A 14,703-nucleotide genomic window follows, 5' to 3' on the forward strand; every position below is an offset into this window, starting at 1 on the left:
ATAGCGTCTGAAAAGGGTGGGAGGGCGGAACCGCCCGGCGCTTATTTCAGCGCGGAGAGGATCGTGCTCTGGACCGTGTCGATCGGCTGGGTTCCGTCGATGCGGATATAGGTGACGGCGCTGTTGTTTTCGGCTTCGGCCGTGTAGTAGCCGATCAGCGGTGCAGTCTGCTCGTGGTAGACGCGCAAACGGTCGAGGACGACCTCTTCTTTGTCGTCGTCGCGCTGCACAAGCTCCTCACCGGTGATGTCATCCTTGCCTTCGACTTTCGGCGGGTTGTAAACGACGTGGTAGGTACGGCCCGACGCCAGGTGGGCACGGCGGCCGGACATGCGGCTGACGATCTCGGAGTCGGGGACGTCGATCTCGATAACGGCATCAATGGCAACACCCGCTTCTTTCAGTGCATCCGCCTGGGCGATGGTGCGCGGGAAACCGTCAAGCAGGAAGCCGTTCTTGCAGTCATCCTCTGTAATACGCTCTTTAACGAGGCCGATGATGATCTCGTCGGTGACGAGCTTGCCCGCGTCCATGAAGGATTTCGCCAGTTTCCCCAGTTCCGTCCCAGCCTTGATCGCGGCACGGAGCATGTCCCCCGTGGAGATCTGCGGGATATCGAACGCCTTTGTCAGAAACTGTGCCTGGGTGCCTTTGCCTGCGCCGGGTGCGCCGAGTAGAATGATTTTCATGCTTTTCCTTGTTAAATTAAACTTTCGATGTGGGCCTGCATCTCGTTCGCGACCTGGGCGAGCTCGCGTTCGCCGTTGATCTTGTGCAGCAGCCCTTTTTGGGTATAAAAGTGCTGGATATCGGCCAGCGGCTCGACATAGACGTTCATCCGACGTGCAAAGACCGCTTCGTTGTCATCCGCGCCGCGCGCACGTCCTAGGACGCGGTCGCGGGCGATCTCTTCGCTGACAACGACCTCGATGACGTTTGCCAGCGCCACCTCCGGTTCGCCCGCGAGGTAGTCATCGAGGGCTTCCATCTGCTCGATGGAGCGGGGATAGCCGTCGATGATAACGGCCGCGGTCGGCGCCTGCTTGATCGCACCGACGATCGTCTCGATCGCAATGTCGATGGGCACGATCTCGCCGCGGTCGATGATGGCTTTGATGATTTGGCCGCGTTCGCTGCCCGTCGCGACCTCCGCGCGGAACATATCGCCGGCGGAGTAGTGGGTAATCTCGTCATGGCGCGAAGCGATCACTTCGCAATCGGTCGTTTTGCCCGAGCCGGGCGCGCCGATAATGAGAAAGAGTTTTTTACGACTCATGACTGGCTTTTGGATTCTCTGGTGCGGATATGCAGCTCACGCAGCTGCGCGTTGTCGACGCTGCTCGGGGCCTGGGTGAGCAGACAGGAGGCTTTCTGCGTTTTCGGGAAGGCGATGACGTCGCGGATGCTGTCCTTTTTGGCGAGCAGCATGATGAGGCGGTCGAAACCGATCGCGAAACCGCCGTGCGGCGGCGCACCGAACTTGAGGGCGTCGAGGAGGAAGCCGAACTTCTCCTGCGCTTCCTCCTCCTCGATGCCGAGCAGTTTGAAGATCTCCTCCTGGACATCCTGCTTATGGATACGGATGGAACCGCCGCCCAGCTCGACGCCGTTGAGGACGATATCGTAGGCGATGGATTCGATGTCTTCGAGATGCTCGTGGTTGAGGTCTTTAGGCATCGTGAAGGGGTGGTGGAGGGCTTTGACGCGCCCTTCGTCGATCTCGAACATCGGGAAATCGACGACCCAGAGGAACTCAAAGCGGTCTTTGTCGACGAGGTTCGTCTTCTCATGCTCGGCGATAAAGATGCGGAAGCGTCCCATGTAGTCCCAGACGGTGTGCTTGTCGCCGGCGCCGAAGAAGACGACGTCGCCGACTTCAAGCTCGGTGCGGTCGATGATCGCCTGGATATCTTCCTCGGAGAAGAACTTCGTCAGCGGCCCTTTGAGGCCGTCCTCTTTCATCTGGAAGTAGCCAAGCCCCTTCGCGCCGAATTTGCGGACGTAATCCTCGAAACTTTTCATTTCGCGCTTGGAGAAGACGAGGTCGGCACCCGGGACGCGCAGCGCCTTGATGCGGTTGAGTTTCGGGTTTTTCGCGATGGCGGTGAAGATCTCGTTATCGCAGCGCTCAAAGATGTCGATGACGTCGACCATCTCCAGGCCGTAGCGCATGTCCGGTTTATCAGAACCGTATTTCTCCATCGCCTCTTTGTGCGGCATACGCGGGAAGGGTGCCTGGACGTCATGGCCGGCGGCTTTGAACATCCCGACGATCAGCTTTTCGGCGACGGCAATGACCTCTTCCTGGTCACAAAAGCTCATCTCGACATCGATCTGGGTAAATTCGGGCTGGCGGTCGGCGCGGAGGTCTTCGTCGCGGAAACACTTTGCGATCTGGAAATAGCGGTCGAAACCGCCCACCATCAGCAGCTGCTTGAAGAGCTGCGGGGACTGGGGCAGGGCGTAGAATTCGCCTTCGTGGACACGGCTCGGGACGAGGTAGTCGCGTGCGCCTTCCGGCGTGGATTTCGTCAGGATCGGCGTCTCGACCTCGAGGAAGCCGAGCTCGTCGAGGACGTTGCGCGCCGCGATGGCCGCTTTGGAGCGCAGTCTGAAGGTATCAAATGAGGAAGTGGAACGCAGGTCGAGGTAGCGGTACTTAAGCTTCGTCTCTTCGCCGACGGACTCGTCACCGATGACAAAGGGCATCGGTGCGGAGCGGTTCTCGATGACAAGCTCGTCGACGACGACCTCGATGGCACCCGTTTTGAGGCGCGGGTTCGTCAGCCCTTCGCCGCGCAGGCGGATGGTCCCTTTGGCGATCAGGACGAACTCGTCGCGGACGTCGTTGGCGATCTGGTGCGCTTCGGCGTTATCCGCCGGGTCGCAGACGAGCTGGATCAGTCCGGATTTGTCACGCAGGTCGATAAAGATGATGCCGCCATGGTCACGGTAACTGTTCGCCCAGCCGGCGAGTTCGACGCGCTCGCCGACGTTGTTTTCGTTTAAATCGGTACAGTAATGGCTTCTCAAAACGTTGGGTCCTTGTGCCGGCAGGTGTGATTCCTGCGGCAAAAATTTTCGCGATTATATCGCATAGGGGATTCAGCATTGCTAAAGGACAGGGGTAAGATGGGATCCGAGGCATGTTTCTGCCGGATCGCCAAACAAAACGGACGGTGACGGTCAGGATGCCATTCACTCGTCACACCACGTTAATTAACAAAAAACTGGTAAAACTTATATGGAAATGTTATAATCGCCGCCACAAATCGCCCCGGCGTCTACGTTGCATGCTAAAGGATCCCCGTGACATTTTTCTCGAAACCGATACTGCTTTGCGCGCTGTTTGCAACAGCTCTCCAGGCCTTCGAAACCGACGTTGAAACGGGGGTGGGGGTGTGGTACGCCAAGGCGTCGGGGGATCTGACCTATAACGACAGCGGGGGGAGCGTCAGCTCTGTCGGCGACCTGGGGTACAAGGATGAATACAACTTCTACATCTTTGCTGACTTCAAGCCCCGGGAGGTTTCGCCCTTTGTACCGAATCTCCGTCTCGCATACACGTCGATCGCCTATAACGGCCGCACGAAAAGCTCCGTGACCTGGGGACCCTTCCTCTACCAGGCGGATGCGCCGAACAAGGTGAGCGCGGAAGAGTATGACGCAACCTTCTACTATACGTTCGAAAATCTGCTCTCCTGGGCATCGTTCGATGCCGGTATCAACGTCAAGTACGTCACGACGCGCTATACCATTGACGACAGCTCTTTTCATTACGATGAAAGCGACGTCACGACGCTGCCGCAGCTCTATCTGCATGCGAGCATACCCGTCATGCAGCTGCCGGCATCCGTTGAACTCTCCTACTATTACTATGACGAAGGCAGTTTCACGCTCTACGATTTCCGTCTGGCGGGACGCTACGATTTCGGGACGGTCGCGACCCATTTCATGCCTTCGATCGAACTGGGCTACCGCATGCACCGGCTCTGGCTCCAAAAAAAGAGCTACAACACGAAGATCGATCTCCTGCTAAAGGGATTCTACCTGGAAGGCTCGCTGCACTTTTAGCACTCTGACTCGAAAACACGGCGGCGATGCGCAGCGTGGTATAATCTGTTCCATGAATGAAACAGCGCAGATTTCACTGAACAAAGTCGGCATTATCTTACGCCCTTCGACGCCGGAGCTCAAAGAGGTTTTCTACCGGGTAAAGCAGATCTTCGAATCCCACGGCATCGAAGTGCTTATCGACAACCTCAGCGGCGGCATGATCGGCGTCCTGGGTCAGCAGTTCGACATCCTCTGCCGGGAGAGCGACCTGCTGGCCACGATCGGCGGCGACGGGACCCTTATCTCCGCCGTGCGCCGGTCGCACAGCTTCGGCAAACCCGTGATGGGGATCCACGCCGGGAAACTCGGTTTCCTCGCCGACGTTGCGCTCGATGAGCTCGATGAGATCCTGACGCAGATCCAGGCCGGGGAGTACCGCATCGACGAACGGGCGATGCTGCAGGCGGTGATTACGACGGGGGCGGGGGAGAAGCGCGTCGTCGCTTTCAACGACATCGTCATCACGCGCCCCTCCATCTCCAAGATGATCCACGTCGAGACCTTCGTCGACGGCAAAAACTTCAACACCTATTTCGGCGACGGCGTCATCATCTCCACCCCGACGGGGTCGACCGCCTACAACCTCTCCGCCGGGGGGCCGGTCCTCTTCCCCCTGACGAAGGTCTTCGCCCTGACGCCGATCTGTCCGCACTCACTGACCCAGCGGCCGGTCGTTCTGCCCGGGCAGTACGATATCGAAGTCCGGACACCGGACCAGAGCGCGCTTGCCGTCGTTGACGGGCAGGATATGTACGAGTTCGGCGAAGGGGACAGCATCCGCATCTCCCTGGCCGACATGCCGGCCAAACTCCTGCACCGCAAAGCCTTCAACTACTTCGATGTGCTCAAGGAAAAACTGAACTGGGGGGAAGGATGATCGAACATTTCCATCTGCGCGACTGTCTGACATTTGAAGAGGTCTCCATTGACCTCAAACCGGGGCTTATCGTCTTTTCGGGACCCAGCGGCAGCGGAAAGTCCGTCTTTATGCGTTCCATCCTCGCCTCGTTCGGTCTGGACGATCCCATCGCGGCCCTGAGCGAATCGGTCGTCTCCTGGCAGATCGACGAAAGCGCCAGCGGGCTGCTCAATGAAAGCCCGAACGTGCTTCGGGAGGTGAAGAAAGAGAAGGCACGCTACTTCTTTAACAGTCAGTCCATCTCCCGCGCGACGGTGGCGGAGCTCAGCAAAACCCACCTGCGCCACCTGAGCCTGAAGGATTACAGCGATTTCGATTCGGACGCGCTCCTGGGGCTCATCGATGCGACGGTCTCCGTTTCCGATGCGAAACATACGCACCACGTCAGTCTCTACCACCAGGGGTACCTGCGTCTTAAGCAGCTCGAACAGGAGCTGGAGCGCCTTAAATCCGACGAGCGCAAACTGCGGGAGCAGGAGGAGTTCGCCCGATTCGAGGTCAACAAGATCAACGACATCGGTCCGGAACCGGGCGAATACGACGCCCTGCTCGAGATCAAGAAATCCCTGTCGAAAAAAGAGAAACTCGAAGAGAAGATCGGCCACGCCCAGCAGATCTTCGATTATGAGCATATCGTCAACGAAGTGCTCGAATCACTGGACATCGACGGCGCCTTTTTCGACGACACGATGAACGAACTGCGCACACAGTTCGATTCAGCCCAGGAGCGTTTCGACGACCTCGAGGGCACCGATATTGAACAGGTCCTCAACCGCCTGGAGTCGCTTTCGGAACTAAAGCGGCGCTACGGCAGCATCGAGGAGGCGCTCTCCTACCGCGACAGCAAACAAAAAGAGCTCGACGTCTACGAATCCCTGGAGGAGCATGTCGAAGCGCTGCAGCAGGAACTCAATACCCTCTACACCTCCTTGACGCAGAGCGCCGCGCAGATCTCCCTTGCACGCAGCGGCGCCCTGTACACGCTTAACGACTCCATCAACGGCTATCTGCACCAGCTCTATCTCGACGGCGCGGAAGTGACGCTGACCCACGGCGATTTCGGCCCGCAGGGGCAGGACCGCGCCTCCCTGCAGCTCAAGGGCGCACCGCTGCAGCAGATCAGTGCCGGGGAATTCAACCGCCTACGTCTTGCGCTCCTGGCGGTCAAGTCCGAAGGGATGCAGGGGCAGCAGGGCGTTTTGATGCTTGACGAGATCGATGCCAACCTCAGCGGCGAGGAGTCCATGAGCGTCGCCCGGGTACTGCGCACCCTCAGCCGCCATTTTCAGATCCTCGTCATCTCACACCAGCCCCAACTGACCGCCATGGGCGAGCAGCACTTCATCGTCACCAAAAGCGAACACAGCCACGTCCGGGAACTGGCTACGCAGGAGGAGCGGATGGAGGAGATCGCCCGGATCGTCAGCGGCGAATCGGTTTCGGAGAAAGCCCGCCATCTGGCCACGGAGCTGCTGGAGACGGCCCACGGCAGCGCCGAAAGGGGCGTTTCGTGATCATCGACACCCATATCCACCTCGACGATGAGCGTTACGAAGAGGATCTCGAAGCGGTGCTCGAGCGCGCCGAACGCGAGGGCGTCGAGGCCCTGATCATCCCCGGTGCCGATGCCGAGACCCTGCCACGGGCCATCGCGATCGCCGAAGCGCATGAAAACGTCTATTTCGCCGTCGGTATTCACCCCTACGATCTTGACGGCTTCGACACAGCCTGTTTCGACGAATTCCTCAACCACCCCAAGTGCGTCGCCGTCGGGGAGTGCGGGCTTGACTACTTCCGACTCGAAGGCAGCGAGGAGGAGCAGGCCGAAGAGAAACGGAAACAGGCTGAGGTGTTCCGGGCCCAGATCCGCATCGCGCTGGCCTACGGCAAACCGCTGATTGTGCATATTCGTAACGCCAGCCATGACGCGCGCGTCATTCTCGAAGAGGAGGGGGCATCGCGGGTCGGGGGCGTGCTGCACTGCTATAACGCCGACGAAGAGTTGTTGGTGCTCGCCGGCCAGAACTTCTATTTCGGCATCGGCGGCGTGCTGACCTTCAAGAACGCGCGCAAGCTTGTGCAGGTGCTGCCAAAGATCCCGAAAGAGCGCCTCCTGATCGAAACGGACGGGCCCTATCTGACGCCTCATCCGCACCGCGGCGAACGCAACGAACCGGCCTATACGAAACTGGTCGCCGAAAAAATGGGCGAACTGCTCGACATGCCCGTCGAGACGGTCGAAGCGGTAACGACTCGGAACGCCTCGCGGCTTTTCGGCATTTTCTAACAACAGGGCACTATGTTATAATAAGCCAAAAAAGAGGGGATTTTTTGGTTATTGGACGTATTCTTGCACCCATTTTTTTGCTGCCCGCGCTGCTTTTCGGCGCCCTGTTTTTTGATTCAGACTCGAACCGGGAGGCCGAGATCGTACGGGCGTTCGATCTGCCGACCACTTTTCTAAACGACCCCAAGCTTCAAAAGATCATCAGCAAAAAACGCACAGAGTACCAGCGCCGCGGCTTCTTCAAGAGCCTTGACCAGGCCTACCTTTTCATCCCGATGATCAAGGACATCCTGGTACACTCTGACGTCCCCGACGAGTTCCTCTTCCTGGCGATGGCGGAGTCGGGCTTCTCCATCGACGCCTATTCCCATAAAAAAGCCTCCGGGGTCTGGCAGTTCATGCCCGAAACGGGGCGTACCTTCGGCCTTCAGATCAATGATTATGTCGACGAACGCAGGGACCTTGTCAAGTCGACCAAGGCCGCCATCACCTACCTGGAGACGCTCCATGCCAGGTTCAACAAATGGTACCTCGCCGCCATCGCGTATAACTGCGGGGAAGGGCGTCTTTACCGTGCGATCAAAAAGGCGGGTACCGACAACATCTCCGTGCTGCTCGATGAGAAAAAACGCTACCTTCCCAGGGAGAGCCGCAACTATATCCGCAAGATCGTCGCGCTGACGCTGCTGGCGTCGGATGAGGATTTCATGATCAACCAGGAGTACGCCTACTTGCTTAACCGCGCCAACGCCTACTCCATCGCGCAGGTCAAAGTGTCACGGGGTGAACGCATCAGCCGGGTCGCCAAGCTGATTAACATGCCAACGTACAAGCTGACATCGCTCAATCCCCACCTCAAATACGACTTCGTACCGCCCAAAAACACGCAGTACACGATCTATATCCCCTATGTCAAACTGAACGAATTCCGCCAGAATTACAAACCCGCCCCGTTGGAGACCTTCTACATGCTTCACCATGTCGAAGCGGGGGATAACCTCTCCCGGATAGGAAAAAAATACCGCGTCCCCTACAAGATGATCAAGGAGTTCAACCGTCTGCATACGAACATGCTGCGTATCGGGCAGAAGCTTGTTATCCCCCTTTCCAAACCGCTGGATCTTAAAAACGGCAAATACACCGTCAAGCGCGGAGACTCCCTCGAGACGATCGCCCGTATTTTTGAGACGACGGTCTCCAGCCTGAGAAAACTCAATAACATCAAGGGGAGCCTGATCCGCGTCGGCGACCGGCTGAGTATTTATGACTAAAATCCTTCCGCTTCTCGCCCTTTTGCTCCTGGTCGCCGGGTGCAGTACGCGGGGCGTATCGTCCCGCACTGCCTATGAAGCGCCCCCGGCCGTCGCTACACGGACAACGCCCGCGTCATCGACGTACAAACACCCTACGATGCGCCCCTACACGGTCAATGGTCGCCGCTACTACCCCACGGTCGTCCAGAAGGGCGACACCTTCGACGGCCGCGCCAGCTGGTACGGCCCCGACTTTCACGGCAAACTGACCTCGAACGGCGAACGCTACGACATGTACGCCGCCACCGCCGCGCACAAAACCCTGCCGATGAATACCATCGTGCGCGTCACCAACAGACGCAACGGGCGCCAGACCGTCGTACGCATCAACGACAGGGGGCCCTTTGTCGCATCGCGGATCATCGACCTCTCCAAAAAGGCCGCCAACGATCTTCAGATGGTGGGAGCAGGGACGACCGACGTGCATCTCGAGGTGCTTGGCTTTGCCGGCAAAGGCGAGCGCGTCATCCCGTCGGAAGCGGCGCTGCGCGCCGGACCGGCGGAGCAGGTCGTCAGTGCGTTCTATATTCAGATCGGCGCTTTCCGCCGTTTCGAGGGCGCTTCCATCACCCAGCAGAAATTCGATGGTTTCGAAGGGCATAAAACGATCATCAAGGATACTGAGTATAATAACGAAAGACTTTTCCGCGTCTGGCTCGGAAAGTTCAAAAGCGAGGCCGAGGCGCACGATTTTATTGCATCGTCGCCTTTTGAGCACGCCTTTATCGTAAGGAAATAAGCATGATCGTCAAAGAGCGCAATACCAAAGAGACGCAGATTCGCGTAGAGCTTGAACTCTACGGCGAGGGGAAAAGCAGCATCGAAACCGGTGTCGGTTTTTTCGACCACATGCTCGAAGCTTTCGCCAAACATGCCCTGATCGATCTGAACGTCTCCTGCCAGGGCGACACGCACATTGACGACCACCACAGCGTCGAGGATGTCGGCATCGTGATCGCCATGGCGCTGGCCGAGGCGATCTACCCGATCGAGAAGGTCGAGCGTTTCGGCAACGCCGTCGTCGTCATGGACGAGGCGAGCGTCAGCTGCGACATGGACCTAAGCAACCGTCCCTATCTCTATTACGACGTTCCCGTCAGCGGCAAGGTCGGCAGCTTCGATGCTGAGCTGGCCGAAGAGTTCTTCCGGGCCATCGTTTTCAATTCACGCATCTGTGCGCATATCGTCATGCAGCGCGGTAAAAACCGACACCACGTCATCGAGGCGGCCTTCAAAGCCTTCGCCGTGGCGCTGCGCCGGGCAGTCACCCGCAACGAACGCGTCACCGTACCGAGCACGAAGGGCGTTTTGTGATCAAACTGATCATCCTGGACGTGGACGGCTGCCTGACCAACGGACAGATCATCTACGGTGAAAGCGGCGAAGAGATCAAGGCGTTCAACGTCAAAGACGGCCTGGCGATCAAGAGCTGGATGCGCCTCGGACACGAAGTGGCCATTATCACCGGACGCCGATCGGGCATCGTCAAACGGCGCGCGGACGAGCTGGGGATTTTGCACCTCTATCAGGGTGTCATGGACAAACGCAAACGCCTGGAGATGCTCTGCAGCGATCTCGGCATCGATGTGGCAACAGAGGTCGCGGCCGTCGGTGACGACCTGAATGACCTGAAAATGCTGGAGCTGGCCGCAGTCTCCTTTGCCCCTGCCGATGCATCCGCCTACATCACCGGCCGCGTCGACAACGTCCTTTCCCGCCGGGGCGGCGAAGCTGCCGTACGGGAGATGATCGAAGCGCTGATGCGCCGTAACGGCGAGGAAGAGGCCTTTCTCGCGCAGTGGCAATGAGCGTCACGTCCTTCTACCTCCTTATCGGGGCGGTGCTGGGGGGAATTTTCCTCTTTTTCAAACCGTTGCAGGTCGATATTGCCTCCCCCGGGGAGCTCGCACAGATCGAGCTGGATCGTTTCACGGTCTACGAGGTCGCGTCGACCGGGGTGAAAACGATACTGGCGGGGCATCATGCATCGCGCTTCCCCGACCGCTACGAGGTGGTTGATCTGAACCTCACCGACCGTTCGGAAGGGCATGTGGAGACCATGAAGGCCAGCAAAGGCATCTACAAAGAGCCGCTGATCACCCTCGAAGGGGATGTGCGCTTCAGACGTGACGACGGGATCACCTTCGAGACCGCAAAGGCCGACTACAACCAGAGCTCGGGGGAAGTACGCGCACCGGGCGCTTTCGTGCTTTGGCAGGCGCGGGACCGCGTTGACGGCAGAAACCTTTACTATAACCTCAACAGCGGCGATATCAGTGCGAAAAAGATCGTCGGAATCTACACCATGAAGGAGAAGATGTGAAGTCCGCTTTAGCCCTTATCCTGGCCACGGCAGTGACCGGGAGCCTCTATGCAGCCGAACAGCTCAGAATCGTTGCCGACGCCTTTACGGCCAACGAAAAACAGGGGCGTTCGGTCTTCGAGGGTCATGTGCACATCAAGATGGGAAGCGACGAACTCAACGCCTCGCGCGTTGAGGTCTATACCGCGGCCGACCGTACGCCGACGAAGTATATCGCCAGCGGCGACGCCTCCTTTTTCCTCAAGGCCGACAACGGTTCCACCTACAGCGGGCGCGCGCAGAAGGTCATCTATCTGCCGCTCAAAGAGCAGTACAGTTTCTACGGCGACGTACACCTTATGCAGCACGACGAGCACAAGCAGATCGACGGTGAAGAGGTCGTGGTCAATATCCAGGAGGGAACGGCCGCGGCAAAAGGGGCTGAGCGCCAGCCCGTTATCATGATCTTCAATCTCCCCGAGGAGAAAAAGAAGTGATTGAGGTCGTCGAAGCGCATTTCGAGACGAGCGCCGCGAACATCTCCCAGTCACCGGAGAACGACACCGTCAACGAGGTGGCCTTCATGGCCCGCTCCAACGCAGGCAAAAGTTCGCTGCTCAATGCGCTGTGTAACCACAAAAACCTTGCAAAAGTCTCCGCGACGCCGGGGAAAACGCGCCTGATCAACTATTTCGACGCCACCTTCATGGATCGGGAGAGCCGCGAAAAATATTCGGCAAAACTGGTCGACCTTCCCGGGTTTGGATACGCGAAGGTCTCCAAAAGCCTCAAGAGCGACTGGGAGAAGAACCTGACCGACTTCATTACCCAGCGCGAACAGATCCGCGTCTTTGTCCATCTTGTCGATGCGCGCCACCCCGATCTCCCCATCGACCGCTCCGTCGCCGAATACCTTGAGCAGATCCGCCGCCCCGGCCAGACCGTTCTGCGCGTCTTTACCAAAGGGGACAAGCTCAACCAGAAAGAGCTCGGGGCGCTGCTGCGGGATTACCCCGGTGCGATGGTCGTCTCCAGCAGCAAAAAGCGGGGCATTTCAAAACTGGCGGCACGCCTTTACGATCTCCTGACGGAGGATGATGATGGCCATTCACTATAGAAAAGCGACCCTGGCCGATATCGAGGCGATGCAGCGCCTCGTCGCGCCCAAGGTCGACGACGGCACCATTCTCGTGCGCAGCAACGACGAACTGGCGACCAACATCCGCTCCTACATACTCGCTTTTGACGGCGAGCGCCTGATCGGCTTCACGGCACTGCATGTGCATTCGCCGGAGCTGGCGGAAATCCGCTCGCTGATCGTCGACGAACCCTACCGCAACCGCGGGATCGGGGCGGAACTGGTCAAGCTGGCACTGGAAGAGGGGAGGAAGCTCGGCCTCAAACGGATCCTGGCACTCACCTATGCGGCCCGATTCTTCGAAAAACTCTCCTTTTCCGAGATCCCAAAAGAGAGCCTGCCCGAACATAAGATCTGGGCCGACTGTATCAAATGCAAGCACTTTCCGGTATGCAACGAAATCGCGCTGATCAAAACCCTCTGATCTGGCTTTTTTTCGCGCTGCTCTTCGTGCCCTACGAAGCGCTCTCCATGCACTACCTCTATCTGCCGCCGATGTTCGGCGTCCTTTTTTTCCTCTACATCAGGGCGCTTGATACCCATTCGTCCTTCGCGTTTTTCCTGATCATGATCCTGCTGGTCATCGCCGAGACCGCCAAGGGGTATCTGCTGCTCAGCACGCTCTTCTTCTATACGGTCAGCTACTTCCTGATCCTGCCGCGGATCAAAAGTATCGTCTCCTGCCATCTCTGCCTCAACGGGATCATCGTGGTGCTCGCCTACGTCGGCTACTGGGCGTTTACCGCGCTTTTTGCGAATATGTTCGCCCTGCCGCTGCCGCAGCTTGATTTCAAGGTCATCTTCTACATGATGATCGAATTCTTCCTGGTGGGGCTGCTGTGAGAACCCGTTTCCTTATCGCCCTGTTCATCTTCATCTGGGTCTCGCTGCTCAGCCGCGTCTACTATCTGAGCGTGCACTCCAACCGCTATTACGAGCAGCTCTCGACGGAAAACACCCTCAAGACGGAGCGGATCGCACCGGTCCGCGGCGAGATACTCGACCGGAACTTCAAGCCCCTCGCCATCAACAAGCTGGGTTTCAAGATCGAGATCATGCCCCATCTGAACACCCAGAAGCGGTTGGAGAGCCTTCAGACGACGCTGGAACGGATCCAGACGCTGCTGCCGATGCTCGATGCGCAGAAGATGATCAAGATCTACAAACAGAACGATTCACACTACAACCACCGCGAGATCGCCGTGGCCGACTTTATCTCCTACGAGGATATTCTGCCCGTCTACTCGGAGCTGAACCTGCTCGAGAACGTCAAGATCTCTCCGGCCCCGATGCGCTACTACCCCTACCAGAAGATCGCGGCGCATCTCATCGGGTATACGGCGAAGTCCAACCAGCAGGAGATCGAGAAGGACCCCGTGCTCAAACTGACGGGCATCGTCGGGAAATCGGGTCTTGAGAAGCAGTACAACCGCTACCTCGAAGGGGTGCCCGGGGAGCGCACGGTACAGATGAACGCGCTCAACGAGGAGATCTCCGTGCTCGAGACCCGCAAGGCGGTGGAGAACCGGAACCTGGTGCTCACCATTGACATGCGGTTGCAGCAGTACATCAGCGAACTGATGCGCGGGAATGCGGGGGCCGTGATCGTGATGGGCCTTGACGGCGAGATCCTCTCGGCGGGGAGCTACCCCGAATACAACCCCAACACCTTCGTCTCGGGGATCTCGGCAAAGAAATGGAACGCCCTGATCAACGACCTCGACATGCCCTTTACAAACAAGATCGTCAACGGGCTCTATCCGCCGGGCTCCACCATCAAACCCTCTATCGGGCTCGTCTATCTCGACAGCGGGATCAGCCAGTGGTGGTACGTCACCTGCAGCGGTACGATGAAGCTGGGGAACCGAAATTTCCGCTGCTGGAAAAGCTGGGGACACGGCAAGACAGACCTGCACAAGGCGATCCGCGAGAGCTGCGATGACTACTTCTACAAAGGGAGTCTCAAGGTCGGGATCGAAAAAATCAGTGAAGGGTTGAAAAACTTCGGCCTGGGCAACAAAACGGATATAGACCTTCCCAATGAGTTCATCGGCACCATTCCCAACCGGGCCTGGAAACGGGAGCGCTACAACGAACCGTGGTATATCGGCGAGACGCTCAACACCTCCATCGGGCAGGGGAGTGTGCTCGTTACGCCCCTGCAGATCGCCCAGAACACGGCGCTCCTCGCCGGCGGGAAACTGCCACGACCGAGGCTAGCGCGCATGATCGACAACAACCTGACCAAAGCGGTCTACCGGGATGTACTGACCCCTGCGCAAAAAGCGGACCTTCCCATCATCCGCCGTGCGATGCGCCAGGTCTGCAGCCATCCCAAAGGAACGGCGTCCTCCCAGATCAAAACCACGGTGCCCATCGCAGGCAAGACCGGTACCGCCCAGGTAGTCGGGATCCCGCAGGCGACGAAGAAACGGATCAAAGAGGAGGATATGGCCTACTATACGCGCTCACACGCCTGGCTGACGACCTATGGGCCCTATAAGCATCCCAAATACGTCGTTACCGCCCTGATTGAACACGGCGGCCACGGGGCCAGCGCCGCCGGTGACATCGTCTCGAAGATCTATGACAAACTGGTAGAGTTCGGGTATATTAAAAAGTAGCGGC

Annotated in this window: 17 protein-coding genes; 14 read left to right on the top strand and 3 right to left on the bottom strand. The window is 58.2% G+C overall.

From position 1 onward, the window contains the following. Positions 1-41: 41 nt before the first annotated feature. From adk to aspS, 3 genes are read right to left on the bottom strand one after another with little or no spacing between them, the layout of a single operon-like run. Complete coding sequence (adk, locus tag ACM66T_RS06495; RefSeq protein WP_231018021.1) at positions 42-689, bottom strand: adenylate kinase; 648 nt, start codon at positions 687-689, stop codon at positions 42-44. A gap of 11 nt (positions 690-700) precedes the next feature. Beyond that, on the bottom strand, positions 701-1,276 hold the full coding sequence (locus tag ACM66T_RS06500; RefSeq protein WP_231018022.1) for an adenylate kinase: 576 nt from the start codon (positions 1,274-1,276) through the stop codon (positions 701-703). Further along, entirely contained in the window at positions 1,273-3,033 is a 1,761-nt protein-coding gene (gene aspS, locus ACM66T_RS06505; RefSeq protein WP_416768917.1) for an aspartate--tRNA ligase, read from the bottom strand. Before aspS ends, ACM66T_RS06500 begins: the two co-directional genes overlap by 4 nt. A gap of 276 nt (positions 3,034-3,309) precedes the next feature. Between aspS and ACM66T_RS06510 the strand changes: the two genes are divergently transcribed. From ACM66T_RS06510 to mrdA, 14 genes are read left to right on the top strand one after another with little or no spacing between them, the layout of a single operon-like run. Beyond that, the gene (locus tag ACM66T_RS06510) at positions 3,310-4,074 is read left to right on the top strand and encodes a TIGR04219 family outer membrane beta-barrel protein (RefSeq protein ID WP_231018024.1); all 765 of its coding nucleotides are present in this window, start codon (positions 3,310-3,312) and stop codon (positions 4,072-4,074) included. Between the two features lie 52 nt (positions 4,075-4,126). After that, complete coding sequence (locus ACM66T_RS06515) at positions 4,127-4,993, top strand: NAD(+)/NADH kinase (protein WP_416768918.1); 867 nt, start codon at positions 4,127-4,129, stop codon at positions 4,991-4,993. After that, the gene (locus tag ACM66T_RS06520) at positions 4,990-6,549 is read left to right on the top strand and encodes an AAA family ATPase (protein WP_231018026.1); all 1,560 of its coding nucleotides are present in this window, start codon (positions 4,990-4,992) and stop codon (positions 6,547-6,549) included. Before ACM66T_RS06515 ends, ACM66T_RS06520 begins: the two co-directional genes overlap by 4 nt. Next, a complete protein-coding gene (locus tag ACM66T_RS06525; RefSeq protein ID WP_231018027.1) occupies positions 6,546-7,322 on the top strand; it encodes a TatD family hydrolase in 777 nt (258 codons plus the stop codon). Before ACM66T_RS06520 ends, ACM66T_RS06525 begins: the two co-directional genes overlap by 4 nt. Positions 7,323-7,366: 44 nt before the next feature. Beyond that, positions 7,367-8,593, top strand: coding sequence for a lytic transglycosylase domain-containing protein (locus tag ACM66T_RS06530; RefSeq protein WP_231018028.1), 1,227 nt, complete (start codon positions 7,367-7,369; stop codon positions 8,591-8,593). Further along, positions 8,586-9,374, top strand: coding sequence for a septal ring lytic transglycosylase RlpA family protein (locus tag ACM66T_RS06535; RefSeq protein ID WP_231018029.1), 789 nt, complete (start codon positions 8,586-8,588; stop codon positions 9,372-9,374). The genes ACM66T_RS06530 and ACM66T_RS06535 overlap by 8 nt, the downstream gene beginning before the upstream one ends. Positions 9,375-9,376: 2 nt before the next feature. Next, positions 9,377-9,949, top strand: a complete 573-nt coding sequence (gene hisB, locus ACM66T_RS06540) for an imidazoleglycerol-phosphate dehydratase HisB (protein ID WP_231018030.1) — start codon at positions 9,377-9,379, stop codon at positions 9,947-9,949. Then, entirely contained in the window at positions 9,946-10,443 is a 498-nt protein-coding gene (locus ACM66T_RS06545; protein ID WP_231018031.1) for a KdsC family phosphatase, read from the top strand. The genes hisB and ACM66T_RS06545 overlap by 4 nt, the downstream gene beginning before the upstream one ends. Further along, complete coding sequence (locus ACM66T_RS06550) at positions 10,440-10,958, top strand: hypothetical protein (RefSeq protein WP_231018032.1); 519 nt, start codon at positions 10,440-10,442, stop codon at positions 10,956-10,958. The genes ACM66T_RS06545 and ACM66T_RS06550 overlap by 4 nt, the downstream gene beginning before the upstream one ends. Beyond that, a complete protein-coding gene (gene lptA / locus ACM66T_RS06555) occupies positions 10,955-11,434 on the top strand; it encodes a lipopolysaccharide transport periplasmic protein LptA (RefSeq protein ID WP_231018033.1) in 480 nt (159 codons plus the stop codon). Before ACM66T_RS06550 ends, lptA begins: the two co-directional genes overlap by 4 nt. Further along, a complete protein-coding gene (gene yihA / locus ACM66T_RS06560; RefSeq protein ID WP_231018034.1) occupies positions 11,431-12,054 on the top strand; it encodes a ribosome biogenesis GTP-binding protein YihA/YsxC in 624 nt (207 codons plus the stop codon). Before lptA ends, yihA begins: the two co-directional genes overlap by 4 nt. Beyond that, positions 12,038-12,499 carry an N-acetyltransferase gene (locus tag ACM66T_RS06565; RefSeq protein WP_231018035.1) on the top strand — a complete coding sequence of 154 codons (462 nt, stop codon included), beginning with the start codon at positions 12,038-12,040 and terminating at the stop codon, positions 12,497-12,499. Before yihA ends, ACM66T_RS06565 begins: the two co-directional genes overlap by 17 nt. Further along, positions 12,466-12,918, top strand: a complete 453-nt coding sequence (locus tag ACM66T_RS06570) for a hypothetical protein (RefSeq protein ID WP_231018036.1) — start codon at positions 12,466-12,468, stop codon at positions 12,916-12,918. Before ACM66T_RS06565 ends, ACM66T_RS06570 begins: the two co-directional genes overlap by 34 nt. After that, positions 12,915-14,699 (top strand): penicillin-binding protein 2, encoded by a 1,785-nt coding sequence (gene mrdA / locus ACM66T_RS06575; protein ID WP_231018037.1) that lies wholly within the window; start codon positions 12,915-12,917, stop codon positions 14,697-14,699. The genes ACM66T_RS06570 and mrdA overlap by 4 nt, the downstream gene beginning before the upstream one ends. Positions 14,700-14,703: the final 4 nt, after the last annotated feature.

The sequence above is a fragment of the Sulfurimonas sp. ST-25 genome, from assembly GCF_048079205.1.
GTDB classification, from domain to species: domain Bacteria; phylum Campylobacterota; class Campylobacteria; order Campylobacterales; family Sulfurimonadaceae; genus Thiomicrolovo; species Thiomicrolovo sulfuroxydans.